The following is a 26,209-nucleotide window of genomic DNA, read 5'->3' as shown; positions in this document are numbered from 1 at the left end:
CCGATGTAAAAATGATAGGTGCTACACGCAACCAACCGGCGCGGCGCTACAACGGTCCCTAAAATAAAACTGACTCAGGGTAGAGCACGATATGCCATGCAGAATCATTATTGCCGACGATCATCCTATGTTTCGCGAGGGCATGTTGCGCACTGTCCAGCGACTACTTCCCGAGGCAACGGTGGAGCAAGCCGGTGACTTTGAGACTGTAAAGGCGCTGATCAAAACAGGCGAAGAAGTTGACACGCTGATTCTCGACTTGCGTTTTCCAGGCTTGACCTGCATGAGTCACTTGAGTGAGCTGAGACAGCAGTTGCGGCGCACCACGTTAATCGTGGTGTCAATGGTCGATGATCCATCGTTGATCGAACAGATTATGGCGTTAGGTATCGACGGATTTATCGGCAAAAACATCGCCCCGGACGAGATCGGACAGGCACTACTGGCTATCAGAGAAGGCGATGTTCTCGTCAAGTTTTCGCCATCGGGCCTGCTGCCGTTGCAGACCACTGCTCTCACAGCCCGCCAGCATGAAGTATTGCACCTGATCGCAAAAGGCAAGACCAATAAAGAAATCGCAACGGAATTACAGATATCGCCCTTTACAGTGCGTATTCATGTGGCGTCGCTGTTACGTTGCTTGAACGTGCCATCACGGGCAGCGGCAGTGGCGAAGTATTCGGGAATCGGTTGAAGGGCAGATTAAAAATACACCAGATTCAAACTAGACATCTTCTTTCGTCTCAATTTCGGATAACTCCGTCAGATGTTTCCCCAATGCCCTGCCGTAAAGCGGTGACGAGCCAATCCCCATTGCTTGAGGCGAGCATTGAGCAGTCGTCGCACCATCAGGCCATTCGTACTCACGAGGTCTGATTCGATGGATAGGGTAGCCCCACATTCAGCTTGCTACGCTCCGGGATGGTTGCCCTGATCATCGGCATCAGCAGCAGTGCCGCTCCGGTCATGGCATCTGAACGCGCTTTTGAACGCGAGCAACTGGCCCTGCTGACCCGTCAACTGGACCAAATCAATCGCCAGGTCGAAGACCTATCAGCTCAGCCCACACAAGTTCGGGGTCGCTACCACTTCGACTACCCACGCCTACGTGAAGACCTCCAGCGAGTACGTGCTGGAGTTCAGGACTACCTGACTCCACAGCGCGCCCAGCCACGCGACCCAACGCCGATGCTCGGTGAGTACCGCGACGAGCAGGAGCCCTCGCCATGACTGCCGCCCAACAGGCCGCCTTCCAGGCCCACGGCGGATTTACGCCCGCGCGGATGGCGACCTTGTTGCTGTCGGGGGTGTTTGCCGTGCTGTTGCTGTGGGGCGCCTGGGCAATTCGTACCGCCTACACCGGTTGGGCCGAACAACGTCTGGGCTCGTGGCAGTTTGTCGGGGTGGTCATGCGTTTTGTCGCGCTGTACCTGGTGTTGACGTTTTTTCTTCTGTCCTGATCCGAGGGAGCTGCCGTGATGAACCATCATTTTTCATATGGTCTTCGTAGCCGGATGCTGGTGCTGCTGATGGGCGCTCCGGCATTGGCCGTTGCGCAGGGCCGTCTGCCCACGCTGGAGGATCCGTCCCGCGGTGTCGGCAGCGGCATTCTGCAAACCCTGCAGAATTACAGCGACGACATCATCCTGCTGATCGCCCTGTTGGTGGTGGCCTCAATGCTTATCGGGGTCTGCTATCACGCCTACACGCGCTATTCGGAGATCCACACCGGGCGCGCGACCTGGGGCCAGTTCGGGTTGACCGTCGCAGTCGGTGCGATCTTGCTGGTGGTGGGCATCTGGTTACTGACCAAGGCCACCGGGATCTCGTGATTTCTGGACTAAAAAAGTCCGGATACCGGTGGTTTTCGACAGATCGCACCGGAAACGAAAAAAGACGCCGAAGCGTCTTTTTTTCGCTGACTCCCAGGTCCGATGGACACTGCAAATCAAAAATTGGAGCGGGAAACGAGACTCGAACTCGCGACCCCGACCTTGGCAAGGTCGTGCTCTACCAACTGAGCTATTCCCGCAAATGGCGTCCCCTAGGGGACTCGAACCCCTGTTACCGCCGTGAAAGGGCGGTGTCCTAGGCCACTAGACGAAGGGGACACGCTACTGAAACACATGGTGTGTATTTCAGTGCCCAGAGGCCTCGTCCGAAGACTTGGTCCTGGTTTCACTCAATGCCGCCCGAAGGCCACACTGCTTAAAAATGGAGCGGGAAACGAGACTCGAACTCGCGACCCCGACCTTGGCAAGGTCGTGCTCTACCAACTGAGCTATTCCCGCATTGGCGTCCCCTAGGGGACTCGAACCCCTGTTACCGCCGTGAAAGGGCGGTGTCCTAGGCCACTAGACGAAGGGGACACACGTACAACATTCACTCCCTGCCGCGTTTCGCTGTGTGCTTTACGCTGCAAGTGGCGCGCATTCTATGGATGGATTGAAAGGTCGTCAACCCCCCAGGATAAATTTATTTAAATCAATGACTTCGCCCCCCTTTCCAGGCCCGTGCGGGCATTCTGCGCGTCCGCGCCTTGACGCCTATATTCTGGCGCCCGACAAGACGCTATAGTTCGCTCAGCAACTGATGGCATTGTGCATCTACGCAGGGAATGCTTACGTATATAGAAGAAACTACCTGGGCAACTGGTCGAACAGTCCTATCCGGCAGATGTCTCAGTCACTACACTCCACAGCAAACCCTATAAAGAGGTCGCACCGGTGACACCACTCATGATCACCCTGCTGGTAATAGCCGGGATCGTAATACTGATCGCCATTGGCTATATGAACCATGTGGTGGAAAACAACAAACTGGAAAAGCAACGCACCGTGATCGAGCTTAATGACCGGCTGCGTCGCTGTGGTGAAATCACCGAGACCTTCCCCGGCCAGTTGATGACTCCGGCACTCAAGCTGCTGCTGACCCGCCTGGAACTCAACGTCAACCAGCGCTTGCTGCACCTCAACAAGTCCAGCGCACCGCTCAAGGCGCGGATCGCCGAACTGAATGCGCTGGTGGCCCAGGGCGAATCGATCCCGGTCAACAACCCGCCCGGCCCGATCCAGACCGAAGCCAAGGCCAAGGACGTGCGCTTCCTGCTCGAAGCCCTGCACGGCCAGGTCACCCGCGCGGCCCAGGACGGTTTTCTGCCGGCCAATGAAGCCAAGCACTGGATCAGGGAGATTCGCCACATCCTGGTCCTGCTGCACATCGAGTTCTTCAACAACCTCGGCCAGCATGCCCTGCAACAGGACCAGCCGGGCCAGGCGCGCCTGGCCTTCGAGCGCGGCGTGCAGTACCTGCGCAAACAGCCTGAGCCGGCGATCTACAGAGAGCAACTGCAATTGCTGGAGAGTCAATTGGCGCGCGCCAACTCCACGGTGCTGACCAACAGCAAACCGGCGGAAGATGAAGTCAACGAACTGACCGAAGGCCTGAAAGTCGCCGACACCGACGCCGAGTGGAAGAAAAAAGTCATCTACGACTGACCTCCCCCACCCCATGTGGCGAGCGTTCCTCGCCACATGCCATCATTTAGCATCTATCCCCTCGCCGTCGACTCGCGTACAAAAGTCCCCCTCACTCCGTGAAGTTAGAGGCCCGCTATGCCTGTCGCCGTGATTGATGGACAACCGCTGCACTATGTTGACCAGGGCCGCGGCCCGGTCGTCCTGCTGGGTTCGAGTTACCTGTGGGACCGCGCCATGTGGGCACCGCAGATCGAAGCGCTGTCGCAGCAATACCGCGTGATCGTCCCCGAACTGTGGGGCCACGGCGAGTCCGGGCCGCTGCCGGCGCACACGCGCTCCCTGGACGACCTGGCGCGCCAGGCCCTGGCACTGCTCGACCAGTTGCAGATTGCCCAGGTCAATCTGGTGGGTTTGTCGGTCGGCGGCATGTGGGGCGCACGCCTGGCCCTGCTGGCACCCGAGCGGGTCAACAGCCTGGTGCTGATGGACACCTACCTCGGCGCCGAGCCCGAGGCCACGCGCCAGCACTACTTTTCGCTGTTCAAGATGATCGAAGACGCCGGCGCCATCCCCGAGCCGCTGCTGGATGTGGTCGCGCCGATCTTTTTCCGCCCGGGCATCGACCACGCATCGGCGCTGTACCAGGATTTCCGCAAAGTCTTGCAGGGCTACCCCACGGCGCGCCTGCTGGACAGCATCGTGCCCCTGGGCCGGCTGATCTTCAGCCGCGCAGATGTGCTGGAGCAGTTGTCACGCCTGGACGCCGACACCACCCTGGTGCTGTGCGGCGAACAGGACACGCCTCGCCCACCCGCCGAGTCCGAGCAGATGACCAGCCTGATCGGCTGCGGCCTGAGCCTGATTCCCGACGCCGGGCATATCTCCAGCCGCGAGAACCCGGACTTCGTCAATGAAGCGCTGCTGACCTTCCTCGCCAACCACGCCTGATCGCGCCCCGGCCCTTTGATCGCGGCCCGGCGGCGGCGATCAAAGGCGGAAGTGCCCCACCATGCCCTTGAGTTCCGCGCCCAACCGCGCCAGCGCAATACTCGACGCGGCATTGCCTTGCATGCTCAACGCCGATTGATCGGCACTCGCGCGAATGCTGGTGACGCTGCGGTTGATCTCTTCGGCCACCGAACTCTGTTGCTCGGCCGCTGCCGCAATCTGCTGATTCATTTGTTGGATCAATGACACCGCGACCGCAATGCTGCCCAGCGCGCTTTCGGTTTCCAGCGCATCGCTGACGGCCAGCTTCACCAACTCGCCGCTCTGCTGGATCTGCTGCACCGACGCTTGCGCCGCGCTGCGCAAGGTGCCGACCAGGCGCTCGATCTCCTCGGTCGATTGCTGGGTGCGCTTGGCCAGCGCCCGCACTTCATCGGCCACCACCGCAAAACCACGGCCTTGCTCACCGGCGCGCGCGGCCTCGATGGCTGCGTTGAGCGCCAGCAGGTTGGTCTGTTCGGCCACGCTTTTGATCACGCTCAACACGCTGCCGATGTTCTGGATTTCGCTGCTGAGGCTGTCGATGCTGGCGCTCGCGCTGGTGCTGGACGTGGCCAGCTGTTCGATGCGCTGCAAACTCTGGCGCACCACCTGCTGGCCGCTGTCGACTTTGTCATCGGCGGTCTGCGCAGCCTGTGCGGCCTCTTCGGCGTTGCGCGCCACATCGTGGACCGTGGCGGTCATCTGGTTCATCGCCGTGGCGACCTGCTCGGTTTCTTCCTTCTGGCTGCTGACCTCGATGTTGGTCTGCTCGGTGACGCTGGACAGCGAATGCGCCGAACTGGCCAATTGCTCGATGCCCGCTTGCAGCCTGCTGACCATATCGCTCAAGCCGCTGCCCATCTGTTGCATCGCCTGCATCAGCTGGCCGATTTCATCGCGGCGACTGACGTCCATGCGCCCGCTCAAATCGCCGGCTGCGATCTGCTGGGCCACCGCGATCACCCGGCGCAGCGGCGCGACGATCAACCGGGTAATCACCCAGGCCGCAATCAAGCCCATCAACAGCGCCAGGGCCGAGGAGCCGATGATCAGCAGCGCGCTTTTCTTCAACTGCGCCTGCATCGACTGATCTTCGGCGGCATACGCCTGGTCGACGCGGCTGACCACTTGATCGGCGCGATCATGCAATTGTTTGTAGACCACTTTTTCCTGGGCCAGCAGGCCGGTGTATTCGCCGAGCTTTTCATTGAACGCAGCGATATGCCCGCCGACCTCATTGAGCACCGTCTGGTAACCGGCGTCCTTGACCGAGGTCTTCAGTAACTCGACCTGGGCCAGCGCCTGCTCGGCCTGTTCGATCTTGCCTTGTTCGGCGTTGTCTTCCTGCCCTTTGCGGCTCTGATCGAGGCGCACATGGGCCTCGTTCATGGCTTGCAGCATCAACCGCGAAACCTGGCTGACCTGCCCCGCCTGCTCGATAAACTCGGCGCCCTCCTTGCCCTGGCTTTCCTTGAGGCCATAGGCGCCATCGTCGGCCAGGCCGGCCTGCAACACATCGAGGTTATTGGCCACGCTGGACACCGACCAACTGGCCATTTCCAGTGCCAGGTCCTTGGTCTGGGTCAGTTCGACGAACTCATCGAACGCCTTGCGGTAAGCCGCCAGGGCCTGTTCGACCTCGGTCATCAGCGGCACGTTGGTCGCAGACTCGGCCTTGAGGCTGGCGGCCAGGGCGGCCAAGGCGTCGACTTGCTCATGCAGGGCGTCGACGGACTTGGGGTCGGCGTGCAGCGCGTAGTCCTGCTCGATCAAACGCACCTTGAGCAGCCCGCTGTTGAGCGAAGACATGCTCTTGAGGCCCTCGAAACGCAGGCCAACGGTTTGCAGGGACCACACGCCAATCGCTGCGACCAACGCAGTCAACAGCAGCACCAGGCTGAAGCCCAAACCCAGTTTTTTCGCCATACCGAGGTTGGCGAAACGTCGTTGCACGGCCGAAATCATTGCACTCGAATCCTCTTGCAATGGCGGATGCCATCAAGTCCGGTTTCCCAGTAGCGAGATTCGCAACCCCAAGGCCCTGAACACAAGTCGTTGGCGCCACAATAATGGCAAAAAGCTACACACTCGTCGTTTTCAGAATGGTCGAGGTCGATCTGGCGGGCCCCGCGGCGCGGAACAACGCCAGGGCCCGCTGATCAGCAGCATAGGCCACATTGATGCGCTGCCACTCGCTGTGTTCACCCGTGGGGCTGAACAGCGCCCCCGGCGACATCAACACGCCGAGTTGCCGCGCACACGCCTGCAAGCGTGAACGGTCGGCCATGCGAGGCCGCGCCCAGACAAACATGCCGCCGGCGGGCACGGCGAACACCTGCCATTCCTCATCCTCCAGCACCTGCAAGGTCGCGGCCATTTGCGCGTTCAGGCGTTTGCGCAGGCGCTGCACCCATTTGCGATAGGTGCCGTTGGCCAGCAACGTGGCCATCACCGCTTCGGCAAAACGCGAGGTGCCGATGCCGGTGAGTGTCTTGAGGTGTACCAATTGCGCAATGATCGGCGAACTGGCGCTGAGGTAGCCGACGCGCAGGGCACTGCTGAGGGTCTTGGAAAAACTCGAGACATAGATCACCCGGTCATCATGGGGCAACGCCGAGAGCCGCGTGCAACTGGCGTGTTGCAGGTCGGCGTAGACATCTTCTTCGATGATCAGGAAGTCTTCGCTGTGCGCCAGCGCCAGCAAACGCTCGGCCACCTTGCGGCACAGGCTGGTGCCGGTGGGGTTGTGATACAGGCTGTTGATAAACAGGCACTTGGGACGATGGCTACGCAGCAGGGCTTCCAGCGCCAGGACGTCCGGGCCGCCCTGGGTACGCGGCACTTCCAGCAGCGTGACGCCGTGGAAGGCCAACTGACGAAAGAGGTTGCCATAACCGGGGGTTTCCACGACCACCGTGTCGCCGGCCTTGAGCAAGGTGCGGATCAGCAGGTCCTGGGCATGGCTGGCGCCATGGGTGGTGAGAATGCGGTCGAGGCTGGTGGCCACGTGAATCTGGGTCAGGCGCTTGAGCAGTTGCTCGCGCAGCGCCGGCAGCCCCAGTGGCGTGCTGTAGTTGAACAGGCCGCCGGTATCGATGCGGCTGACTTCGCGGATCGCGTAGCTGATGTCATCGCTTTCGCGCCAGGCGTCCGGCAGCCAACCGCAGCCGAGTTTCAACTCGCCCAACGGGCTGTCGGTGAAAGCGCCCCACTCTCGCTCCGCGCCTTCATACCAGTGGCGTTCCTGAGCCACCGGAGGCTGCGCCACCACAAACCCGGAGCCCTGCTTCGAGGTCAGCAAGCCCTGGGCCTCCATGCGCTCGAATGCCTCGATCACGCTGGACTGGCTGAGCAGGTTGTCGAGGGCCAGTTGGCGGATGGACGGCAAGCGTGTACCGGGGCTGACCCCGCTCTTGCGAATCCATTCCGCCACCGCGCTGACGATTTGCTGCACCACCGGTACAAGGGCTTGTCGATCGATCCCTAAATCCATGAGCCACTCACTTAACTATCTGTTATTCAACCCAAAACAGTTAAGCACAGAAGCCCACTCCAATCGGTCGCCAACAGTAACTAAAGTATTGATTTTATTGACTTATTTACCTCCTGATACACATTGGATCACGGCGTTTTGCCAGCTATGGAAACGCCCCACAGCACCTCAAACTTTTTCGAATGAGGTGCGGCTTGGAGTCCTAGATCGCGGTGGCGCCGCCGTCCACTACCAGGGCGTGGCCGGTGGTGAACGCCGCACCGTCACTGCACAGGTACAACACCGCACTGGCGATTTCCTCGACCTTGCCGATGCGCCCGACCGGGTGCATGGCCGCGGCGAATTCGGCTTTGCGCGGGTCAGCTTCATAGGCACGGCGGAACATGTCGGTGTCGATCACGGCCGGGCATACCGCGTTGACGCGGATGTTCTTTTTCGCGTACTCGATGGCCGCCGATTTGGTCAGGCCGATCACCGCGTGCTTGGACGCGGCATAGATGCTCATCTTCGGCGCAGCGCCCAGCCCCGCCACCGACGCGGTGTTGACGATCGCACCAGCGCCCTGGGCCAGCAGCAACGGCAATTGGTACTTCATGCACAACCACACGCCCTTGACGTTGACGCCCATGATCGCGTCGAACTCATCGAGGGTGCCGTCCGCCAACTTGCCTTTCTCGATCTCGATCCCGGCGTTGTTAAAGGCGTAGTCCAGGCGGCCATACGCGGCAATGGTCTGCGCCATCAATTGCTGCACGTCGGCTTCCAGGGTGACGTTGCAGCGCACGAACTGCGCCTCGCCACCGGCCTCGCGGATCAGCGCAACAGTGCCTTCGCCGCCCGCTATGTCGAGGTCGGCAACCACTACCTTCAAACCTTCGGCGGCAAACGCCAGCGCGGTGGCGCGGCCAATACCGGCAGCGGCGCCGGTTACCAGGGCGACCTGGCCGGAAAACGTCATGCTCATGGGGGATGTCCTATGGGAGAAATAGCCGTGGGCCGAGTCTAGCCAAGCCCGACAGCGGCGCGTCAGCACTATCAGAAGGCCGGTTAGCGCTGCATGAATCACAATGATAAGACCGCCTGGCTGACTATCATCGAAGCCTATCGCCAAGCATTCGCAGCCCTCGGCCGACCTTGCTCGCAGGCCATTATGGGTCTATCAATCAGGCTTCATTTCTCAAGAGTCCTTGCCATGACTGCCCAGACCAACCGCCAGTTCCTGCTCGCCAAACGCCCGGTCGGCGCGGCCACGCGGGAGACCTTCACCTACCAGGAAGTGCCGGTGGGCACGCCACAGGACGGGCAGGTGCTGGTGCGCAACGAATACCTGTCCCTCGACCCGGCCATGCGCGGCTGGATGAATGAGGGCAAATCCTACATTCCGCCCGTCGGCATCGGCGAAGTGATGCGGGCGCTGGGCGTAGGCAAGGTGATCGCCTCGAACACCCCTAAATTCGCCGTCGGGGACTACGTGAACGGCGCCCTGGGGATGCAGGATTACTTCCTCGGCGAGCCGCGTGGTTTCTACAAGGTCGACCCCACGCTTGCGCCCCTGCCGCGCTACCTGTCGGCGCTGGGCATGACCGGCATGACCGCCTACTTCGCCCTGCTCGAGACCGGCGCACCCAAGGCCGGCGAAACCGTGGTGATCTCCGGCGCGGCCGGGGCGGTGGGCAGCATTGCCGGGCAGATCGCCAAGATCAAAGGCTGCCGTGTGGTGGGCATTGCCGGTGGCGCCGACAAGTGCAAGTTCCTGGTGGATGAACTGGGCTTCGACGCCGCCATCGATTACAAACACGAAGACCTGCCCGCCGCGCTCAAGCGCGAGTGCCCCAAGGGCGTGGATGTGTATTTCGATAACGTCGGCGGCGATATTCTCGACGCCGTGCTCAGCCGCCTGGCATTCAAAGCTCGCGTGGTGATCTGCGGTGCAATCAGCCAGTACAACAACAAGGACGCGGTAAAAGGCCCGGCCAACTACCTGTCATTACTGGTCAATCGCGCACGCATGGAAGGCTTCGTGGTGATGGATCACGCGGCGAACTTTGCCGCCGCCGGGCAGGAAATGGCCGGCTGGATGGCGCAGGGCAAGCTCAAGAGCAAGGAAGACATTGTGGAGGGACTGGAGACGTTCCCGGAGACGCTGATGAAGCTGTTCAACGGGGAGAACTTCGGCAAGCTGGTGCTCAAAGTCAGCTGATACACAGCAGATGTCAATGTGGGAGGGGGCTTGCTCCCTCCCACATGGTTGATCGGTGTTCGATCAGGCGATCTCGGCGACCACTGCCGCCAATGCCTTGGCCGGGTCCGCCGCCTGGCTGATCGGGCGGCCGATCACCAGGTAGTCCGAGCCGGCGTCCAGGGCCTGACGCGGCGTGAGGATACGGCGCTGGTCATCCTGGGCGCTGCCCGCCGGGCGAATCCCCGGGGTGACCAATTGCAGCGACGGGTGGGCGGTCTTGAGCGCCCGGGCTTCCAGCGCCGAACAGACCAGGCCATCGAGGCCGGCTTTTTGCGCCAGGGCCGCCAGGCGCAGCACTTGCTCCTGAGGTTCGATATCCAGGCCGATCGCGGCCAGGTCTTCGCGCTCCATGCTGGTCAGCACGGTCACACCGATCAGCAAGGGTTTAGGGCCGCTGCGCTGTTCCAACACTTCACGGCAGGCGGCCATCATGCGCAGGCCGCCGGAGCAGTGTACATTGACCATCCACACGCCCATTTCGGCGGCAGCCTTGACCGCCATCGCGGTGGTGTTGGGGATGTCGTGGAATTTCAGGTCGAGGAACACCTCGAAACCTTTGTCACGCAGGGTGCCGACGATGTCCGCGGCGCAACTGGTGAACAGTTCCTTGCCGACCTTGACCCGACACAGCTTCGGGTCCAACTGGTCAGCCAGCTTCAGTGCGGCGTCACGGGTGGGGTAATCCAGGGCGACGATGATAGGAGTCTGGCAGACGGACATTGGAATGGGCTCTCAGGCAAGTCGAAATCGGCGCGGATTGTAGCGCAAGCGACGCCGTTGCGGGATCCGATGATCGGTAAATACTGACCAAGCGCACTCAGGCGGACCTTTCGGCCATTTGTATCAAAGCAGATACATTCACGACATGCCCTCAACACGCCCTACCGCTAGCCTCGCCCGCACGACCCACCGACCAGCACTACCAGCCATGGGGCTGGGCGCCTATGCTGACCGCTACCACCAGGCAGATGATCGCACTATGCATACTTCCGTCCCGCTGAACGACGAGCAAAAAAACGCGGTGAGCGCCGATGAAAAGCGCTGGAACACCCGCGCGCTGATTGTCGACGACGACGTGCCGATCCGCGAACTGCTGATCGACTACCTGGCGCGCTTCAATATTCTCGCCACCGGCGTCACCGACGGCGCCGCGATGCGCGTGGCGATGCAAGCCGAAACCTTTGATGTGGTGGTGCTCGACCTGATGCTGCCGGGCGAAGACGGCCTGTCACTGTGCCGCTGGCTGCGCGCCGAGTCGGACATTCCGATCCTGATGCTCACCGCCCGCTGCGAACCCACCGACCGCATCATCGGCCTGGAACTGGGCGCCGACGACTACATGTCCAAGCCGTTCGAGCCGCGTGAATTGGTAGCGCGCATCCAGACCATCCTGCGCCGGGTGCGCGACGACCGCACCGAGCAGCGCGCCAATATCCGCTTCGATAACTGGCGTCTCAACAGCGTGTTGCGCCAATTGGTGGCCGACGATGGCCTGGTGGTACCGCTGTCCAACGCCGAGTTCCGCCTGCTGTGGGTGTTTATCGAGCGGCCGCGCCGGGTGTTGAGCCGCGAACAGTTGCTGGATGCGGCCCGCGGTCGTTCCATCGAGGCCTTCGATCGCAGCATTGACCTGCTGGTTTCGCGCCTGCGCCAGAAGCTAGGCGATGACCCCAAAGCACCGCAGTTGATCAAGACCGTGCGCGGTGAAGGCTATCTGTTCGACGCACGGGATATCGGCTGATGCGTAACGCCCTCAACACACTGTTCGGCCGGTTGTTCGGTGTGTTGCTGCTGGCGATTGTACTGGCCCATGCGTTGGCATTTTTCTGGTTCCACCACTATGACCCGCCTCCGCCGCCGCCAAAGGCCACCTTTGTCGAGCAACCGGACGGCACGATGAGGCCCCTGCCTAAACGCCCTCGCCCATGGTTTGGCGGCCCGGTGGTGCCGCTGACGTTTCAGTTTTTCTCGTTGATCATCGCCGCCTGGTATGGCGCCAAATTGTTGAGCCGGCCGATCCAGCGCCTGAGTGAGGCCGCCGAGCGCTTGAGCCTGGACCTCGACAGCCCGCCTCTCGACGAGTCCGGCCCCCGCGAAGCCCAGCAGGCCGCGTCAACCTTCAACCTGATGCAAAAACGTATTCGCGAACAAGTCGGCCAGCGCGCGCGCATGCTCGGCGCGGTCTCCCATGACCTGCGCACCCCGCTGTCGCGCCTCAAGCTGCGCCTGGAGCAGATCGAAGACGCCAAGCTGCAAGGCCAGATGCGCCAGGACCTGAACGACATGATCGGCATGCTCGACGCCACCTTGAGCTACCTGCACGAACAACGCACCAGCGAAAGCCGGCACTGGCTGGATGTGCAGGCGCTGGTGGAGTCGATCAGTGAGAACGCCCAGGACCAAGGTTCCAATGTGCAATGTGCCGGCACCTGTGCGCCTTTGCAGGTGCAGCCGATGGCGTTGCGCTCATGCCTCAACAACCTGATCGACAACGCCTTGCGCTACGCCGGCAGCGCGCGCGTGGAACTGGAGGACAGCCGCGAGGCCCTGACCATCCGCGTGATCGACCACGGCCCCGGGATTGCCGCCGACAAGCGCGAGGCGGTGTTCGAACCGTTCTATCGGCTCGAAGGCTCGCGCAACCGCAACTCCGGCGGCGTGGGCCTGGGCATGACCATCGCCAAGGACGCGGTGGAGCGCCTGGGCGGGCGGTTGAGCCTGGAGGAAACCCCGGGCGGCGGGTTGACCGCCGTGATGTGGTTGCCCCGCGCCTGACGGCCAACGCCCGCCAGCTCCGCCATAAATCTTGGTCAATCAGCTACAGCGGTTCGTCTTCGCGGCGGCCTTGGGCCTGGGTCGCGCTCCAATCCATCAGCAGGCTGTACGCCACGGCGAGTAAGGTCGGGCCGATAAACAGGCCGATGAAGCCAAACGCGATCAGGCCGCCAAATACCCCGAGCAACACGATCACCAGCGGCAGGTTGCCACCACGGCTGATCAGGTACGGCTTGAGCACGTTGTCCACACCGCTGATGATGAACGTGCCCCACACGCCGAGGAACACCGCGTAGGTGTAATCGCCCTTCCACGCCAGCCAGGCCGTGGCCGGAATCCACACCAGCGGCGGCCCCATGGGGATCAGGCTGAGCAGGAACGTGACGATACCCAGCACCAGCGCGCCCGGCACCCCGGCGATCAGGAAGCCGATCAGCGCGAGCACCGCCTGGGCGGCCGCCGTACCGATCACGCCATTGACCACGCGTTGCACGGTGCCGGCCACCAGTTCGATGTAGTAACCGGCACGTTCGCCGATCAAGCGCTCCAGCAGGCGGTGGACGAACATCGCCAGGCGCGGCCCGTCACGGTAGAAAAAGAACACGAACACCAGGCTGAGGGTCAGTTCCAGGATGCCGCCGCCGATCTGCGCGCTGCGCGCCAGCAACCAGTTGCCCACCTGCCCCAGGTACGGCTTGAGGCTGACCATCAGCGCCGCGCCCTGCTGGTCGATGCTGTCCCACATCGCCACCAGCCGTTCTCCGACAAAGGGAATCGACCCCAACCAGGCCGGTGCCGCCGGCAAACCGTCGACCTGAATATCCTTGATCAACGCCACCGCGTCGCGCACATGGTCCGCGAGGTTGAACCCCAGCCATACCAGCGGCACCGCCACCAGCAGCATCCAGCCCAAGGTCAGGATGCCAGCGGCCAGGGATTCGCGGCCGCCCAGCCAGCGGGTCAGCAACACCATCAGCGGCCAACTGGCAAACGCCAGCACCGCCCCCCAGAACAGCGCCGACCAGAACGGCGCCATCACCCAGAAGCTGGCACCGAACAGCACCAGCAGCAGGATTTGCACCAGCAGGCGATCGTTATTGAGCATGGAGTTTCTCTAGGAAAAGGCTGAAGGCAGTCAGTTTAGGCGAACGGCGCGGGTCCGTTCGCCCTGTTTCGGTCAGCGTATCAGATGCAGGTGCAGGCCTTTGGCTGGCTCGGTACCGGTTTCCAGGCGTGCGGCCCGCACGCCCTTGTCAATCAGGGCCTGGCGCCACGCTTCGGCATGGGGGCCGGTCAAACTGACACGCAGGGTGGTGTCGAGGTTCAAACCGCGGGAAATCAGGGTCAACCAGGTGGCATCGGGGTCCGTTCCCAAAGCCGGGAAATCCAGCTCGCCAGTGCTTTTGAGTTCGCGCAACAGCGTGGCGGAGGTCGGCAGCAGCTCCCCAAGCGGGGTGCCGGCATCGATCTGTTCGACATGCAGGTAAGCCCGGCGATTGCCGCGGGTGATGCCGTACAACGCCAGCAGGGAATTGTCCTGCGGGGCGGCCAGACGCAACAGCAGGTATTCCTGCTGGCCATCGGCGCCGACCAACTTGGCATTACCGAACACTTCATTGGCCCACAGGCTGCTTTCACCGCAGTCACGGGCCTGGCACCAGAACAACAGCTGCGCGCCCTGCTGCTGCAGCGCTTCGCGCGTGGCGGTGAACGCAGCGCTGGAGGTGTGCTCGGCGGGCAGTTCATAGGTGATGGCGGTGGCCTGGCCGCGCGCGGTGGCCTGGGCTTCGTAACGCAACTGGCCGCTGATCTTGCGGATCGCGCCCATGGGGTAGATGCGCTCTTTTTCTTCGGCGGGACGATAATCGACGATTTGCGCGTCGACCTGACGGGCCACGGCGGGCAAGTCCTGGCTACCCGGCACATCGGCGGCGAACACCAACGGGCTGAACACACACAGCCCGAGGGCACGGATACAGCCTTTACGCACGCTCATCGGATAGTTGAGCCCTGGCCATCGGAGGTCGCAGCAGTTTCAAGATCGGTGTTGAGATCGTTCATGGTTGACTCCCTTTCAATCCGCCCAGCCTCGGCAGTTGACCGCGCCAAGTCAAGGTGCAGAGAAGAACCGATTGAAACAGTCTGCAACAAGGACCGCGCCCGCCTCGTCATTCAAGTGCAAATGATGGCCACCGGGCAGGGTCGTCACGGTAAACGGTAGCTGGGAAAGCAATTCGGGATGTCTCGCCAGCATGCCGTCAGCGGCCACCACCAGTTGAGTAGGGCAACCTACGCGGCGCACGAAAGCCATGGCTTGCTCGTCGGTCAGACGCATCGGCGATGCCAGGGTCAAGCGGCTGTCCGTTCGCCAGGTGTAACCGCCCGGCACCGGCATCAACCCGCGCTGGGCCAGCAGTTCAGCGGCTTCGCGGCTCACGGCCACCAGCCCTTTCATCCGCGCTTCGACGGCGCGATCAAGGTTGCCGTAGACCGGCTTGCGCTTGCCCTGCAGGTTCAATTGCGCCTGCAACGCCATGCCCAGCCGCTCGGCGGCGTTCTCGCCAGTGGCGGTCGGCGGGATCACACCGTCGATCAAACCCAGGTGCGTCACCCGCTCCGGCAAGGCACCGGCCAATACCAGGGAGACGATGGCGCCGAGGGAATGGCCAAGTAATGCAAAACGTTTCCAGCCCAGTTGTTCGGCGACCTGCAGCACATCGTGGACGTAATCCCACAGGGCATAACCGGCCCCCGTCGGACGATGCGCCGAATGCCCGTGGCCGGCCATGTCGAGGGCGACGATACGCATGCCCTGCAGTTTCGGCGCCAACCGCGCGAAGCTGTTGGCGTTGTCCAGCCAGCCATGCAAGGCGATCACCGGCAGACCGTCTTCGGGACCGAACAGATGCGCGGCCAATTCGATATGCGGCAGGCTCAGGCGCACTTCTTCGACCGGCGTACTCATGCGCAACTGCGCTCGCGGGTTTCCCAACGGGCGAACAGCTGCTTGAGCAAGGTCGCGGTGTCCTGGGGGCGTTCGAGGGGGAACATGTGGCCGCCGGGCATGGTGAGCATTTCTCCCATGGGCAGGCGCCCGACGCCGCTGGCGTGGTGGCGCATCACCACCCGGCTCTGGCGCCCGCGCACCACCGCCAGCGGCACTTTCAACTGGCGCACCTGGCCCGGGCTGGTGTGGGGCACGCCCCGGTAGATACTGATTTCAGTGGCCGGATCGAAACGCAGGCGCAGGCGATCGCCGACCTGATACAGGCCATGTTGCAGGTAAGCGTCGAAGCATTCCGGGTCGAAGCCGCGAAACAGGGTCTTGCCGGCGAAGTAACTGCGCGCGGCGTCCAGGTCGGCGAATTCTTCACGGCGGCCCAGGGTGCGCCCGGCCGGGGTGAGGCGGTCGATAAAACCAAAGCGCTTGGCGGCGCGGATCACCCAGCGGTCGGCACGGGTCAGCACCGGCGAGTCGAGCATCACCACGCCGCGATACAACTGCGGGCAGCGCATGGCCGCGTGCAAATGCAACACGCCGCCCAGGGAATGGCCCACGCCCCACACCGGCTCGGGCTGCTGTTGCAGATGGTGGATCAGTTCGTCCACCAGGTTCTGCCAGTTGTCGTCCACCGGAAACCGTGGATCGTGGCCGTGCTGCGGCAGGTGCGCGACAGTATATTCCGGGGCCAGGCCGGCAAACAACTTGCCGTAGGTAGCCGAAGGGAAGCCATTGGCGTGGGCAAAAAACACGTGCTGCGACATACCGGTTCCATCTATAAAAACAGACATTGATTGTCACCACGCCCGACCGTTACGGCAATGACCGTAACCGCCAGGAATGATGACACTCACGCCACGCCTATCGCGCCGGCGGGTTCTCGCCCAGGGGCACTACGGCCATGGTCAGGCGCGAGACGCAGCTGGACTTGCCATCATCGTTGGTCAGGCGGATGTCCCACACCTGGGTGGTGCGGCCGATATGAATCGCCCTCGCCACCGCCGTCACCCGCCCGCTGCGCACCCCGCGCAGGTGGTTGGCATTGACCTCGAGGCCGACGCAATAGAACTTGCTCGCATCGATGCACAGGTAGGCCGCCATGGAGCCGACGCTTTCGGCCAGCACGACCGACGCGCCGCCGTGCAGCAGGCCATAGGGCTGATGGGTACGCTGATCGACCACCATGCTGGCGGTCAGGGACTCTTCGTCGAAACTTTCGAAGCGAATATCCAGCACTTCACCGATGGTGTTTTTCTGCAGAGCGTTGAGTTGCTCGATATTGGGTTGGGTGCGCCACAGGCTCATACCGTTGTCCCTATTGGTTTTATGATGGCCCTAATCCTGCCACAGAATGACTTCGGTGCGCTCGCTCCACACCTGAAACTGTGGGCCGTAGGTCGATTCGATGACATTGCGCCTGATCTTCAAGGTCGGTGTCAGGAAGCCGTTTTCCACCGCCCAACTGTCTTTCACCACCACCAATTGACGCAGGCGCTCATGCTTGTCCAACGCCGCGTTGACCTGCTCCAGCCAGCGTTCAAGGCTGCCGTGCAAGGCCTGGCGCGCATCCGCCGGGCCCGCCGCCGACAGCACGCACAGGCCCATCGGCGCAGGCAGGCCGTCGCCGACCACACACACCTGTTCGATCCGTGCATGTTCGGCCAGACGGTTTTCGATCGGCGCCGGGGCCACGTACTTGCCCTTGCTGGTCTTGAAGATTTCCTTGAGACGCCCGGTCAGGCGCAGACGGCCCTCGGCGTCCTGCTCGCCCTTGTCGCCAGTGCGCAGGAAGCCGTCCGGGGTGAGGGTTTCGGCGGTTTTTTCCGGGTCCTTGAAGTAACCGAGCATGGTCGCGCCACTGCGCACCTGCACTTCGCCGAGCGGGTCGATACGCACTTCAACGCCCGGGCACGGCAGGCCGATCCAGCCGATTGTCTGCTGGCCGGGGCGACACACATGGGAATAGCCGCAACTCTCGGTCATGCCGTACACCTCCAGCACATCCAGGCCCAGGCGTTGATACCAGCGCAACAAGGCTTCGGGCACCGGCGCCGCGCCGGACAGCGCAATGCGTAACGCGTCCAGGCCCAGGCCGGCCAGCACCTTGCGGCCCACGCGTTTGCCGATAAAGGGCAGCCGCAACAGGCGCTCCAGGCGCGTCGCCGGGATCTTGCCGTAGACGCCCATCTGGAATTTGGTCCAGATACGCGGCACCCCGAACAGCGCCGTCGGCCGTGCCCGACGCAGGTCCCTCAGAAAAGTCTCAAGGCTTTCGGCGAAATACACGGTTTGCCCGGTATAGATCGCCGCCAATTCCACAAACATCCGCTCCGCCACATGGCACAAGGGCAGGTACGACAGCAGCCGGTCACCCTCCCCCAGGCCGAACAATTCGGTGCCACCGGTGGCGGCAAAGCCCAGGGCGCCGAAGCTGTGCATCACGCCCTTGGGCAGGCCGGTGGTGCCGGAGGTGTAGATGATGGTGGCCAGATCCGACGCGGCAGGTAGCGGCTGATCCTGGATCGGTGAACAGGCTTGCAGCTCGGTCCAGCTGAAATCCAAGTCACCCGCCGGACACAGCGGCAGGCCGATGGTGGGCACGTCGGCCGGAACCCCGGGCGCCATGGCGGGCCAGTCATCGAGCTTGCCGATGAACACCAGCGCCGCCTCGGAGTGCTTCAGCACATGGGCGACGGAATCGGCGGTGAGGTTGGGATAGAGCGGCACCGAGACATGCCCGGCCATCCAGATGGCCAGGTCGGCGATGATCCAGTGCGCGCAATTTTTCGAGATCAGGGCTACGTGCGAACTCTGGGGCAGTTCCCTCGCACGCAGCCAATGCGCGGCGCAGCGGGCCTGGTGGCCGACCTCGGCCCAAGTGAGGGTCTGTACCTCGTCGCCGCCGACGGGCTGCACCAGGAAGGGTTTGCGCGGATGCCGCGCTTCACGTTCGAAGAAGACCTGCAACGGCAAACGAAAAGCGACGGGCATGGGACGCGCTCCTTTGTGGTCCGATGATAGCCAACCAAGCACTTGCTCGGCTGACTATATAGCACACACAAAGCAGTGAAAGCGCCTACGGATGTTTCACACTGACCAGGCTCATCAGCCCCGCCAGCGGGCATTCCCCCACCAACTCCGCCAGGCTGGCGGTGTACATCGGCAGCGGTTGACGCTGATGACCATGCTGCAAAAAGCTGATCAGGCTGCCGACCAGCGGCTGATGACTGACCAGCAGCACATTCTCATCCGTGTCGAGCTTTTCCAGCACCTGCTGCGGATTGCCGTCCGGTGTCAGCCAGGGCACGGTGCGGATGTCCGGCACGAAGCCCAGCGCTTCACGCACCAGCTGCGCGGTCTGCTGCGCCCGTACATACGGGCTGGCAATGATCGCGCTGATGGGCTGGCCGATCAGGTGCGCCGCGCTGCGCAAGACTTCGGCGCGGCCATGCTCGGTCAGCTCGCGCTCGGCATCGGTGCGGGCATGCGCTTGGGCTTCACCGTGCCGCAAAATCCACAGTTTCACAGTTTTGGCTCTTCATCGCGCACCGGGTGCGGTGCTGGCGGCACGCTGTGGGCGGCTTCGCCTTCCGGCGCACGCGGCGTCGGCCAGTCGGCGAATGGCCAGGGCTTTTGCTCGGTGTGGAAACTGCCGAAGCGGCCGATCTGCGCGAGGAACTGGCTCAGGCTGTCGCCAAAATTCATCAGGCCCAGGTTCGGCGCTCCGTAGACCAGCCGGTAAATCAGTTGCACCACCACCAACGCACCGAGCAGGAATTGCGCCACTTGCCACACCAGGGCAAACACCAGCATCCACAAGATGCGCAGGGCGATGGACTCGTACTTGGGAGCTGCTTTCGGATCGTTCATGACGCGTTCCTCAGTTGAAACCACTGGTGGAAATAAAGTCGACATCGGTTTTCGGCTCGGCGCGCATCAGCAATTCGATGACCTGATTCAGGGTGCGCCCTTCAAACAGGATCGCGTGCAACCCGGCGACCAGCGGCATGTACACGCCGGCCTCCTGGGCCTTGGCCTTGAGCACCTTGAGGGTATTGACCCCTTCGGCCACTTCGCCCAGGCGCGCCACGGCGTCTTCCAGGCTCAGGCCCTGGCCGAGGGCGAAACCGACCTGATAGTTACGGCTTTTCGGCGACGAGCAGGTGACGATCAGGTCGCCCACGCCCGCCAGGCCCAGGAACGTCATCGGGTTGGCGCCCTGGCTCACCGCGAAGCGGGTCATTTCCGCCAGCGCACGGGTGATCAGCATGCTCTTGGTGTTCTCGCCCATGCCCAGCGCCACCGCCATCCCGGCAATGATCGCGTAGACGTTTTTCAGCGCACCGCCCAGCTCGACGCCGAAGCGATCGCCACTGGCGTACACGCGGAAGGTGCGCCCATGCAGCACGGCCTGGACCCGCTCACACAGTGCTTCATCTTCACTGGCGATCACAGTAGCGGTCAGCGCATGTTCGGCCACTTCCCGCGCCAGGTTCGGCCCGGACAGCACGCCGATGCGCGCCTGCGGGGCGATCTCTTCGAGGATTTCGCTCATCAGCTTGAAGGTGTGCGCCTCGATGCCCTTGGTCAAGCTGACCAGCAGCTTGCCCGCCAGGCGTTCGGCGTGAGGCGCGAGTACCGAACGCAAGGCACTCGAAGGCAGCGCGACGAAACACAGCTCGCAGGCCTCCAGGGTCGCCTGCAAGTCGGTGACCGGCTCGACGGCCGGATGAATCTTGATGCCTTTAAGGTAACGAGGGTTTTCTCGATGGACGCGAATGGCCTCGGCCTGTTCGGGATCGCGCATCCACTGGCGCACCGCATGACCGTTCTCAGCCAGCAGGTTAGCCACGGCGGTACCAAAACTTCCGCCTCCCAGGACCGCAATAGGGCGCTGTTCAGTCATATGCAATCCGTTAATCCATACCAGTGGCGATGGCCGCATTATACGGAGCCCCCCGCTTGCGGCCAGCCCCCGTATCAATTCACACGCCTGTCGGAAAATGCCATAGCGACGCGGGGTAATTGCAAAGGCGACGACTGGCAAATGGCCCCGCCTCGGTTAACATGGTCGGCTATCCGTAATTATCAAGGCCGTGCCGTGTATTTGGGCCCTCCTCCCCGTTCATCGTTGTGGTTGATGCTGTTGTGCAGCGGCGCGGTGTTCGCCGACGACCTGTTCCTCGACAACCAACCGCTACCACAGGTGCTGACTGCCACTCGCCTCAAACAATCGGCCGCCGCCGTGCCCGGCAGCATGACCGTGATCGACAGCGAACTGATCAAGGCCAGCGGCGCGCGGGACATCGCTGAGTTGCTGCGGCTGGTGCCGGGCATGATGGTCGGCTACACCAGCGGCAACCAGGCGGCGGTGAACTACCACGGCACCAATGCCAGCGATGCGCGACGCATGCAGGTCTTGATCGACGGCCGCTCGGTGTACCGCGCAGGCCTGGCCACGGTGGACTGGAGCGATATTCCGGTGGCCATGGAAGACATCGAGCGCATCGAAGTGTTCCGCGGGCCCAACACCGTCAGCTACGGCGCCAATGCGTTGATGGCTGTGGTGAATATCCTCACGCGCTCACCGGCCGACAGCCACGGTTCAAGGGTAAAAGTGGTACGCGGCGAACGCGGGATCAACGACTTCTATGCCAGCCAGGGCGTGGGCTGGGAAACCGGCGACCTGCGCCTGTCGATGTCCGGGCAGCAGGACGATGGCTTTGACAGCAACGCGGTGGGCGCCGACCGTCGTGACGGCCGGCGTCTCAACCGCTTCAGCCTGGCGGTGAGCCAGACGCTGAACACGCAACAGAGCATCGACTGGCAACTGAATGCCAAGGAAGGGACCAACCAGCGTCCTTATACCTACACGCCGGTATTCGCCGGGATTACCGAGGGCGGCAACAATTCCGACGTTACCGCCAAGGACTATTCCGGCTCCCTGCGCTGGAATTTCGATTTCAATCCCGAACACAGCCTGTATATCCAGGGCTCGGCCCAACAATGGGACCGCCGGCAGATCTGGAAAGCCTGTGACGCCAAGGTGTCGTTCAGCCCGGAATTGACCCGGCTGTGGCAGCTCAACCCCAATTATGCCGAGCGATTGGCCCGGCACATGGACACCTACAGCCAAAGTGTTGCGCCTCCCGGCAGCGCCGACGAACAAGCACTGGGCAACCAAGTATTGGACCAATGGCGCAACGGCGCCAGCCAGAGCGTATGCGGCGACATCGACCAAAGCACCCGCGAAAGCCGCTACGACCTGGAGATCCAGGACACCCTGAGCCTGTCCGACAGCCTGCGCCTGGTCAGCGGTATGAACTATCGCTATGACCGCGCCGACTCCGACACCTATTTCAACGGCACTCTGGATGACACCACCTGGCGCCTGTTCGGCCAGCTTGAATGGCGCGCCAGCGAGCACTGGTTGCTGCAGGGCGGCGCCATGTACGAAGACACCCACCTGAGCGGCAACTCGCTGACGCCGCGGGTGGCAGTCAACTACCTGATCAACCCGCGCCACGGCCTGCGCGCGGTGTACTCCGAGGCGATCCGTTCGCCGGACATGTTCGAGAACAACGTCAACTGGAGCTATCGCGTCACCAACCTCGACTCGCCGGCCTACGGGCAGAATTCCGGGCAGTACTTCGTGGTCACGCGCGGTCCGGGCAACCTCGACAAAGAACTGATGAAATCCCGCGAATTGGGCTATAACGGCTTTTTTGCCGACATCGGGCTGAACATGGACGTGAAACTGTTCTACGACGAAATCACCGACATGATCAGTTCGCCGCTGCGCAACAATCAGTACATTGCCAGCAACGCCAACAGCTCGCGCTTTACCGGCGCAGAATCCCAATTCGACTGGCGCATGAGCAACGCCGACCGCCTGCGGCTGACCTACGCTTACGTCGACGCCAGCACCAGCAACCCGCTGGACAAGGCGCAAACCGCACGCAACAGCGGTTCGGCCGGCTGGTTGCGCGAATGGGGGCAAGGCTGGTCCAGCGCCCTGTTCTACTATGGCGACGACGCCCTTAACCGCTATCGCTTCGAACGGGTCGACCTGCGGGTCGCCAAGCGCATGGCCCTGGGCAACGCCAACGTGGAACTGGCCGGCATGTTGCAACATCGCCTGGACAACCAGCCCACCACCTGGGCCGACAACAACTACGACCATCGCCAAGTGCTCTACTTCAGCGCGGAGTTAGAGTTCTGACATGGGCGCTCAGTCACGGATGACCCTCCTCTCTCTCCCCAGACGCTGGCAACGCGGCCTGCTGCTGCTGCTGTGCCTGCTGCTCAGCGTACCGGCCTGGAGCGCCAATATCCTGCTGACCGCCGCCGAAGACGGCGCCGGGGTGCAGGCCTTCGTCCAGGCGCTCACCCAGCAGCGCCCCGACGACCGCGTAACCTTCACCCCCCTCGCCAACCTGCCCGTGCCCAGCCGCCTACCGGCCAATACGCGCCTGATCCTGTTGGACCTGCCCAGCCTCGACTGGCGCCTGCAGGATGCCCAGGGGCCGTCGACCCTGGTGTTGCGCATCAGTCGCCTGCAAGCCCACCAGCGCCTGGGCCAGGGCGTGCCGGGCAAAATCAGCCTGCTGTGGAGTGACCCGCCGCTGGAGCGCCAACTGCGGCTGATCGCCACAATCCTGCCCCAGGCCCGCCGCATCGGCGTGCTCTACGGCGCCGACAGTGAATTCCTGCTCCGCGAGTTGCGCCAGTACGCCGCGCCGATGGGCCTGGAGATCGTGCCCCAGCGCTGGGACGACATTAACGACAGTCGCCCGCTGCAGCATTTGTTCAGAAACAGCGATGTACTGCTCGGCCTTGACGACCCGCAGTTATACAACCCGAAAACCGCGAAGAACCTGCTGCTCAGCAGTTATGCCCGGCAACTGCCGCTGGTGGGGCCCAATGCCGGCTTCGTCAAGGCCGGCAGCCTGGCCAGTACTTACAGCGACCAGACCGACTGGCTGGCCGTACTCGACCGCCTGCTCGATCACCCGCCGGCCGGCTGGCCGCGCGCCATGTACCCGGAGCGCTTCAAAGTCGTGGGCAACCCGCAAGTCGCACGCTCACTGGGCATCGAACAGGTCGACGAAGCCAACGTCGCCGCCCGCCTGGCCGAAGGAGAACAACGCCCATGACCTTACGTCGTCGTTGGGACATCAACACCCGCACCCAGCTCATCACCCTGGGGCCGGCGCTGTTGCTGACGTTGCTGTTGATCAGCTTCTTCACCTTCGTGCGGATCCAGGACCTGCGCCAGGAACTCGACCACACCGGCCAGTTGATCGCCAACCAATTGGCCCCGGCCACTGAATACGGGGTGATCTCCGGCAACAACGACGTGCTCGACAGCCTGCTGCGCGCGACGCTGGCCACGCCCCATGTGCGCTTCCTGGAGATCCAGGACAGCGCCGAGAACATCCTGGTGTACGTCGAGCAACCTTCGGAAAACCACGACCGCTCGCTGTCGGTCAAAGTGTTCCAGGCCCCAATCCGCCTGCAACATATCCAATTGGGCAATGACTTTTTCCAGGACAACCTCAACGAACCCAAGGCGCCGCGTGCCGACTACCTGGGCCGGGTGATCGTCGGCATGTCCAACGATGCCTTCAGCCAGCGCCAACAGGAGATTCTGTTCAAGGCCGGCGTGCTCGCGCTGTTTGCCCTGCTGTTCACCTTTTTGCTCGCGCGGCGCCTGGCCGCCAGCCTGTCGCAGCCGATCAGCGCGATGGGTAATGCAGTCAAGGCGATCCAGCAAGGCGACTACAAGACCCCGCTGCCGATTGTCGATGACTCCGAACTGGGCGACCTCTCGCGGCACATCAACAACCTTGCCGAAGGCCTCAACCAGGCCAGCCGCGAACAGCAGCAGGCCATGGCGCAACTGATCCAGACCCGCGAGGAAGCCGAACGGGCGAACAACGCCAAGTCGGACTTCCTGGCGATGATGAGCCACGAGCTACGCACGCCGATGAACGGCGTGCTGGGCATGCTGCAGTTGCTGGAAACCACCGAGATGACCGAAGAGCAGACCGAATATGCGGCGCTGGCCTCCGAGTCCACGGAACATTTGCTCAAGGTCATCAATGACATCCTCGACTTCTCGCGCATCGAACGCGCGGCCCTGGAGCTGGAACACATTCCGTTCAACCTCGCGGACCTGATCAACAGCTGCGCCCAGGCCTTCCAGCACAGCGCCCAGCAGCGCGGGCTGAGCCTCGAACTGCCGATCCCGCCGGGCTTGGACACATTGCGCGTGCAGGGCGACCCGACGCGTATCCGCCAGATTCTGGTGAACCTGATCGGCAACGCGCTCAAGTTCACCGAGCACGGCAGCGTCAGCGTCGAGCCCCATTGGCAACCCCTCGACCATGAACTGGTGTGGTTCACCTGCACCGTGCGCGACAGCGGCATTGGCATTTCCGCCGAGCGCCTGGAACTGATGTTCGATGCGTTCCAGCAGGCCGACAGTTCCATTTCAAGACGTTACGGCGGCACCGGCCTGGGCCTGCCCATCGCCCGCACCCTGGCCGAACGCATGGGCGGCACCCTGCGCGCGCAGAGCGAAGAAGGTCGCGGTTCGGTGTTCACCCTGGAAATCCCGCTGGCCATCGACCAGCACAGCGTGCCGGCCATCGCCGCCAACGCCGAAGGCAAAGCCAGTGCGGGCGACGGCCGCCATGTGCTGCTGGTGGAAGACAACCCGGTCAACCGCACCGTGGTCGAAGCCATGCTGCGCAGCCTGGGCTTTGAAGTCAGCCTGGCCACCGACGGCGCCGAAGCGATCCGCAGCGCCGAGAGCCTGATTTTCACCGCGATCCTGATGGATTGCCGGCTACCGCTGATCGACGGCTACGAAGCCACCCGCCAGATTCGCCAACTGCCGGGCTGCGCCGACCTGCCGATCATCGCCCTCACCGCCAACGCCTTGCAGGGCGATCGGGAACTCTGCCTGGCCGCCGGAATGAACGATTACCTGGCCAAGCCGTTCAAACGCACGGATTTGCAGCAAATCCTGCAGCGTTGGGTGCAATAGCGCCGCGCCATCAGCCAACTGCGACTGGCGTGAAAGACGAAAGTGCGGCAGTCTTAGGCACCCGAACGGACCGATAAACAGGCCCGGTTTAAAATTTCAGTGAACAAGTGTACATTCAGTGCCTTGACGCTGTGACTTTCACTACAACGCAATAGTCTATGTGTAGGCTGCCGAT

At 62.6% G+C, this 26,209-nt stretch carries 25 protein-coding genes, 4 tRNA genes and 1 pseudogene; 12 read left to right on the top strand and 18 right to left on the bottom strand.

The window, feature by feature from the left end; all coding sequences use genetic code 11:
* Positions 1 to 91 precede the first annotated feature (91 nt).
* The 4 genes from RGV59_RS15235 to RGV59_RS15220 all read left to right on the top strand — a co-directional run bounded on the left by RGV59_RS15235 (position 92) and on the right by RGV59_RS15220 (position 1,832).
* On the top strand, positions 92 to 694 hold the full coding sequence (locus RGV59_RS15235; protein ID WP_046482598.1) for a response regulator transcription factor: 603 nt from the start codon (positions 92 to 94) through the stop codon (positions 692 to 694).
* A 227-nt stretch (positions 695 to 921) separates the two neighbouring features.
* On the top strand, positions 922 to 1,230 hold the full coding sequence (locus RGV59_RS15230; protein ID WP_126586584.1) for an RAQPRD family integrative conjugative element protein: 309 nt from the start codon (positions 922 to 924) through the stop codon (positions 1,228 to 1,230).
* The gene (locus tag RGV59_RS15225; RefSeq protein WP_126586561.1) at positions 1,227 to 1,460 is read left to right on the top strand and encodes a TIGR03758 family integrating conjugative element protein; all 234 of its coding nucleotides are present in this window, start codon (positions 1,227 to 1,229) and stop codon (positions 1,458 to 1,460) included. Before RGV59_RS15230 ends, RGV59_RS15225 begins: the two co-directional genes overlap by 4 nt.
* Positions 1,461 to 1,514: 54 nt before the next feature.
* Positions 1,515 to 1,832 (top strand): TIGR03745 family integrating conjugative element membrane protein, encoded by a 318-nt coding sequence (locus tag RGV59_RS15220; protein WP_232925703.1) that lies wholly within the window; start codon positions 1,515 to 1,517, stop codon positions 1,830 to 1,832.
* 124 nt (positions 1,833 to 1,956) lie between these two features.
* On the opposite strand, the gene RGV59_RS15215 is transcribed toward RGV59_RS15220, so the two are convergent.
* The 4 genes from RGV59_RS15215 to RGV59_RS15200 all read right to left on the bottom strand — a co-directional run bounded on the left by RGV59_RS15215 (position 1,957) and on the right by RGV59_RS15200 (position 2,369).
* Positions 1,957 to 2,032 (bottom strand) — tRNA-Gly (locus RGV59_RS15215).
* Positions 2,033 to 2,035: 3 nt separating this feature from the next.
* Positions 2,036 to 2,111 (bottom strand) — tRNA-Glu (locus RGV59_RS15210).
* Positions 2,112 to 2,215: 104 nt separating this feature from the next.
* A tRNA-Gly gene (locus RGV59_RS15205) sits at positions 2,216 to 2,291 on the bottom strand.
* Between the two features lie 2 nt (positions 2,292 to 2,293).
* A tRNA-Glu gene (locus tag RGV59_RS15200) sits at positions 2,294 to 2,369 on the bottom strand.
* A gap of 357 nt (positions 2,370 to 2,726) precedes the next feature.
* Between RGV59_RS15200 and RGV59_RS15195 the strand changes: the two genes are divergently transcribed.
* Positions 2,727 to 3,497, top strand: a complete 771-nt coding sequence (locus tag RGV59_RS15195; protein WP_026139998.1) for a hypothetical protein — start codon at positions 2,727 to 2,729, stop codon at positions 3,495 to 3,497.
* Between the two features lie 117 nt (positions 3,498 to 3,614).
* Positions 3,615 to 4,427, top strand: coding sequence for an alpha/beta fold hydrolase (locus RGV59_RS15190; protein ID WP_126586563.1), 813 nt, complete (start codon positions 3,615 to 3,617; stop codon positions 4,425 to 4,427).
* Positions 4,428 to 4,466: 39 nt separating this feature from the next.
* Here the strand turns inward: RGV59_RS15190 and RGV59_RS31715 are convergent, their stop codons facing one another.
* From RGV59_RS31715 to RGV59_RS15175, 4 genes and pseudogenes are all read right to left on the bottom strand, one after another.
* On the bottom strand, positions 4,467 to 5,309 hold the full coding sequence (locus RGV59_RS31715) for a methyl-accepting chemotaxis protein (protein WP_371928132.1): 843 nt from the start codon (positions 5,307 to 5,309) through the stop codon (positions 4,467 to 4,469).
* 18 nt (positions 5,310 to 5,327) lie between these two features.
* Positions 5,328 to 5,489, bottom strand: a pseudogene (locus RGV59_RS31710) (HAMP domain-containing protein); the annotation flags it as partial.
* A gap of 1,060 nt (positions 5,490 to 6,549) precedes the next feature.
* Positions 6,550 to 7,962, bottom strand: coding sequence for a PLP-dependent aminotransferase family protein (locus RGV59_RS15180; protein ID WP_126586565.1), 1,413 nt, complete (start codon positions 7,960 to 7,962; stop codon positions 6,550 to 6,552).
* Between the two features lie 202 nt (positions 7,963 to 8,164).
* On the bottom strand, positions 8,165 to 8,926 hold the full coding sequence (locus tag RGV59_RS15175; protein ID WP_126586568.1) for an SDR family oxidoreductase: 762 nt from the start codon (positions 8,924 to 8,926) through the stop codon (positions 8,165 to 8,167).
* 228 nt (positions 8,927 to 9,154) lie between these two features.
* Between RGV59_RS15175 and RGV59_RS15170 the strand changes: the two genes are divergently transcribed.
* Positions 9,155 to 10,162: an NADP-dependent oxidoreductase gene (locus RGV59_RS15170; protein WP_126586570.1), complete on the top strand. Its 1,008-nt coding sequence runs from the start codon at positions 9,155 to 9,157 to the stop codon at positions 10,160 to 10,162.
* A gap of 63 nt (positions 10,163 to 10,225) precedes the next feature.
* On the opposite strand, the gene pyrF is transcribed toward RGV59_RS15170, so the two are convergent.
* Positions 10,226 to 10,924, bottom strand: a complete 699-nt coding sequence (pyrF, locus tag RGV59_RS15165; protein WP_017846795.1) for an orotidine-5'-phosphate decarboxylase — start codon at positions 10,922 to 10,924, stop codon at positions 10,226 to 10,228.
* A gap of 259 nt (positions 10,925 to 11,183) precedes the next feature.
* On the opposite strand from pyrF, the gene RGV59_RS15160 reads away from it, so the two are divergent.
* Both RGV59_RS15160 and RGV59_RS15155 read left to right on the top strand, forming a co-directional pair.
* Positions 11,184 to 11,945, top strand: a complete 762-nt coding sequence (locus RGV59_RS15160; protein ID WP_032804413.1) for a response regulator — start codon at positions 11,184 to 11,186, stop codon at positions 11,943 to 11,945.
* Entirely contained in the window at positions 11,945 to 12,979 is a 1,035-nt protein-coding gene (locus tag RGV59_RS15155) for a sensor histidine kinase (protein ID WP_046486360.1), read from the top strand. Before RGV59_RS15160 ends, RGV59_RS15155 begins: the two co-directional genes overlap by 1 nt.
* A 43-nt stretch (positions 12,980 to 13,022) precedes the next feature.
* Here the strand turns inward: RGV59_RS15155 and RGV59_RS15150 are convergent, their stop codons facing one another.
* From RGV59_RS15150 to RGV59_RS15110, 9 genes are all read right to left on the bottom strand, one after another.
* The gene (locus RGV59_RS15150) at positions 13,023 to 14,084 is read right to left on the bottom strand and encodes an AI-2E family transporter (protein ID WP_046486361.1); all 1,062 of its coding nucleotides are present in this window, start codon (positions 14,082 to 14,084) and stop codon (positions 13,023 to 13,025) included.
* A 72-nt stretch (positions 14,085 to 14,156) separates the two neighbouring features.
* Positions 14,157 to 14,975 carry a DUF4892 domain-containing protein gene (locus RGV59_RS15145; RefSeq protein ID WP_126586571.1) on the bottom strand — a complete coding sequence of 273 codons (819 nt, stop codon included), beginning with the start codon at positions 14,973 to 14,975 and terminating at the stop codon, positions 14,157 to 14,159.
* A 114-nt stretch (positions 14,976 to 15,089) separates the two neighbouring features.
* Complete coding sequence (locus RGV59_RS15140; RefSeq protein ID WP_017846790.1) at positions 15,090 to 15,944, bottom strand: alpha/beta hydrolase; 855 nt, start codon at positions 15,942 to 15,944, stop codon at positions 15,090 to 15,092.
* The gene (locus tag RGV59_RS15135; protein WP_102618152.1) at positions 15,941 to 16,744 is read right to left on the bottom strand and encodes an alpha/beta fold hydrolase; all 804 of its coding nucleotides are present in this window, start codon (positions 16,742 to 16,744) and stop codon (positions 15,941 to 15,943) included. The genes RGV59_RS15140 and RGV59_RS15135 overlap by 4 nt, the downstream gene beginning before the upstream one ends.
* Before the next feature lie 97 nt (positions 16,745 to 16,841).
* Positions 16,842 to 17,285, bottom strand: a complete 444-nt coding sequence (locus tag RGV59_RS15130; RefSeq protein ID WP_017846788.1) for a hotdog fold thioesterase — start codon at positions 17,283 to 17,285, stop codon at positions 16,842 to 16,844.
* A 30-nt stretch (positions 17,286 to 17,315) separates the two neighbouring features.
* Positions 17,316 to 18,971, bottom strand: a complete 1,656-nt coding sequence (locus tag RGV59_RS15125; protein WP_126586573.1) for an AMP-binding protein — start codon at positions 18,969 to 18,971, stop codon at positions 17,316 to 17,318.
* Between the two features lie 85 nt (positions 18,972 to 19,056).
* Positions 19,057 to 19,506, bottom strand: coding sequence for a phosphohistidine phosphatase SixA (sixA, locus tag RGV59_RS15120; RefSeq protein ID WP_126586575.1), 450 nt, complete (start codon positions 19,504 to 19,506; stop codon positions 19,057 to 19,059).
* The gene (locus RGV59_RS15115; protein ID WP_017846785.1) at positions 19,503 to 19,850 is read right to left on the bottom strand and encodes a DUF4389 domain-containing protein; all 348 of its coding nucleotides are present in this window, start codon (positions 19,848 to 19,850) and stop codon (positions 19,503 to 19,505) included. The genes sixA and RGV59_RS15115 overlap by 4 nt, the downstream gene beginning before the upstream one ends.
* Positions 19,851 to 19,860: 10 nt before the next feature.
* On the bottom strand, positions 19,861 to 20,886 hold the full coding sequence (locus RGV59_RS15110; RefSeq protein WP_017846784.1) for an NAD(P)H-dependent glycerol-3-phosphate dehydrogenase: 1,026 nt from the start codon (positions 20,884 to 20,886) through the stop codon (positions 19,861 to 19,863).
* A 234-nt stretch (positions 20,887 to 21,120) separates the two neighbouring features.
* On the opposite strand from RGV59_RS15110, the gene RGV59_RS15105 reads away from it, so the two are divergent.
* Genes RGV59_RS15105 through RGV59_RS15095 form a run of 3 tightly spaced genes read left to right on the top strand, consistent with a single transcriptional unit; the run spans position 21,121 to position 26,034 of the window.
* Entirely contained in the window at positions 21,121 to 23,202 is a 2,082-nt protein-coding gene (locus RGV59_RS15105; RefSeq protein ID WP_017846783.1) for a TonB-dependent receptor plug domain-containing protein, read from the top strand.
* Position 23,203: 1 nt separating this feature from the next.
* Positions 23,204 to 24,136, top strand: a complete 933-nt coding sequence (locus RGV59_RS15100; protein WP_126586577.1) for an ABC transporter substrate-binding protein — start codon at positions 23,204 to 23,206, stop codon at positions 24,134 to 24,136.
* Entirely contained in the window at positions 24,133 to 26,034 is a 1,902-nt protein-coding gene (locus tag RGV59_RS15095) for an ATP-binding protein (protein ID WP_046486372.1), read from the top strand. The genes RGV59_RS15100 and RGV59_RS15095 overlap by 4 nt, the downstream gene beginning before the upstream one ends.
* Positions 26,035 to 26,209: the final 175 nt, after the last annotated feature.

Origin of the sequence: Pseudomonas sp. FG1 (assembly GCF_034313875.1) — a bacterium.
Lineage (GTDB): Bacteria > Pseudomonadota > Gammaproteobacteria > Pseudomonadales > Pseudomonadaceae > Aquipseudomonas > Aquipseudomonas veronii.
Note: the sequence above shows the minus strand (reverse complement) of the source record. Positions and strands in the feature narration are given on the sequence as shown.

What these genes read in the sequence shown, in the direction of transcription:
- RGV59_RS15235 (WP_046482598.1), top strand. Translation starts at nt 92, where the DNA reads ATGCCATGCAGAATCATTATTGCCGACGATCATCCTATGTTTCGCGAG.
- RGV59_RS15230 (WP_126586584.1), top strand. Translation starts at nt 922, where the DNA reads ATGGTTGCCCTGATCATCGGCATCAGCAGCAGTGCCGCTCCGGTCATG.
- RGV59_RS15225 (WP_126586561.1), top strand. Translation starts at nt 1,227, where the DNA reads ATGACTGCCGCCCAACAGGCCGCCTTCCAGGCCCACGGCGGATTTACG.
- RGV59_RS15220 (WP_232925703.1), top strand. Translation starts at nt 1,515, where the DNA reads ATGCTGGTGCTGCTGATGGGCGCTCCGGCATTGGCCGTTGCGCAGGGC.
- RGV59_RS15190 (WP_126586563.1), top strand. Translation starts at nt 3,615, where the DNA reads ATGCCTGTCGCCGTGATTGATGGACAACCGCTGCACTATGTTGACCAG.
- RGV59_RS31715 (WP_371928132.1), bottom strand. Translation starts at nt 5,309, where the DNA reads ATGGTCAGCAGGCTGCAAGCGGGCATCGAGCAATTGGCCAGTTCGGCG.
- RGV59_RS15180 (WP_126586565.1), bottom strand. Translation starts at nt 7,962, where the DNA reads ATGGATTTAGGGATCGATCGACAAGCCCTTGTACCGGTGGTGCAGCAA.
- RGV59_RS15175 (WP_126586568.1), bottom strand. Translation starts at nt 8,926, where the DNA reads ATGAGCATGACGTTTTCCGGCCAGGTCGCCCTGGTAACCGGCGCCGCT.
- RGV59_RS15170 (WP_126586570.1), top strand. Translation starts at nt 9,155, where the DNA reads ATGACTGCCCAGACCAACCGCCAGTTCCTGCTCGCCAAACGCCCGGTC.
- pyrF (WP_017846795.1), bottom strand. Translation starts at nt 10,924, where the DNA reads ATGTCCGTCTGCCAGACTCCTATCATCGTCGCCCTGGATTACCCCACC.
- RGV59_RS15160 (WP_032804413.1), top strand. Translation starts at nt 11,184, where the DNA reads ATGCATACTTCCGTCCCGCTGAACGACGAGCAAAAAAACGCGGTGAGC.
- RGV59_RS15155 (WP_046486360.1), top strand. Translation starts at nt 11,945, where the DNA reads ATGCGTAACGCCCTCAACACACTGTTCGGCCGGTTGTTCGGTGTGTTG.
- RGV59_RS15150 (WP_046486361.1), bottom strand. Translation starts at nt 14,084, where the DNA reads ATGCTCAATAACGATCGCCTGCTGGTGCAAATCCTGCTGCTGGTGCTG.
- RGV59_RS15145 (WP_126586571.1), bottom strand. Translation starts at nt 14,975, where the DNA reads ATGAGCGTGCGTAAAGGCTGTATCCGTGCCCTCGGGCTGTGTGTGTTC.
- RGV59_RS15140 (WP_017846790.1), bottom strand. Translation starts at nt 15,944, where the DNA reads ATGAGTACGCCGGTCGAAGAAGTGCGCCTGAGCCTGCCGCATATCGAA.
- RGV59_RS15135 (WP_102618152.1), bottom strand. Translation starts at nt 16,744, where the DNA reads ATGTCGCAGCACGTGTTTTTTGCCCACGCCAATGGCTTCCCTTCGGCT.
- RGV59_RS15130 (WP_017846788.1), bottom strand. Translation starts at nt 17,285, where the DNA reads ATGAGCCTGTGGCGCACCCAACCCAATATCGAGCAACTCAACGCTCTG.
- RGV59_RS15125 (WP_126586573.1), bottom strand. Translation starts at nt 18,971, where the DNA reads ATGCCCGTCGCTTTTCGTTTGCCGTTGCAGGTCTTCTTCGAACGTGAA.
- RGV59_RS15115 (WP_017846785.1), bottom strand. Translation starts at nt 19,850, where the DNA reads ATGAACGATCCGAAAGCAGCTCCCAAGTACGAGTCCATCGCCCTGCGC.
- RGV59_RS15110 (WP_017846784.1), bottom strand. Translation starts at nt 20,886, where the DNA reads ATGACTGAACAGCGCCCTATTGCGGTCCTGGGAGGCGGAAGTTTTGGT.
- RGV59_RS15105 (WP_017846783.1), top strand. Translation starts at nt 21,121, where the DNA reads ATGCTGTTGTGCAGCGGCGCGGTGTTCGCCGACGACCTGTTCCTCGAC.
- RGV59_RS15100 (WP_126586577.1), top strand. Translation starts at nt 23,204, where the DNA reads ATGGGCGCTCAGTCACGGATGACCCTCCTCTCTCTCCCCAGACGCTGG.
- RGV59_RS15095 (WP_046486372.1), top strand. Translation starts at nt 24,133, where the DNA reads ATGACCTTACGTCGTCGTTGGGACATCAACACCCGCACCCAGCTCATC.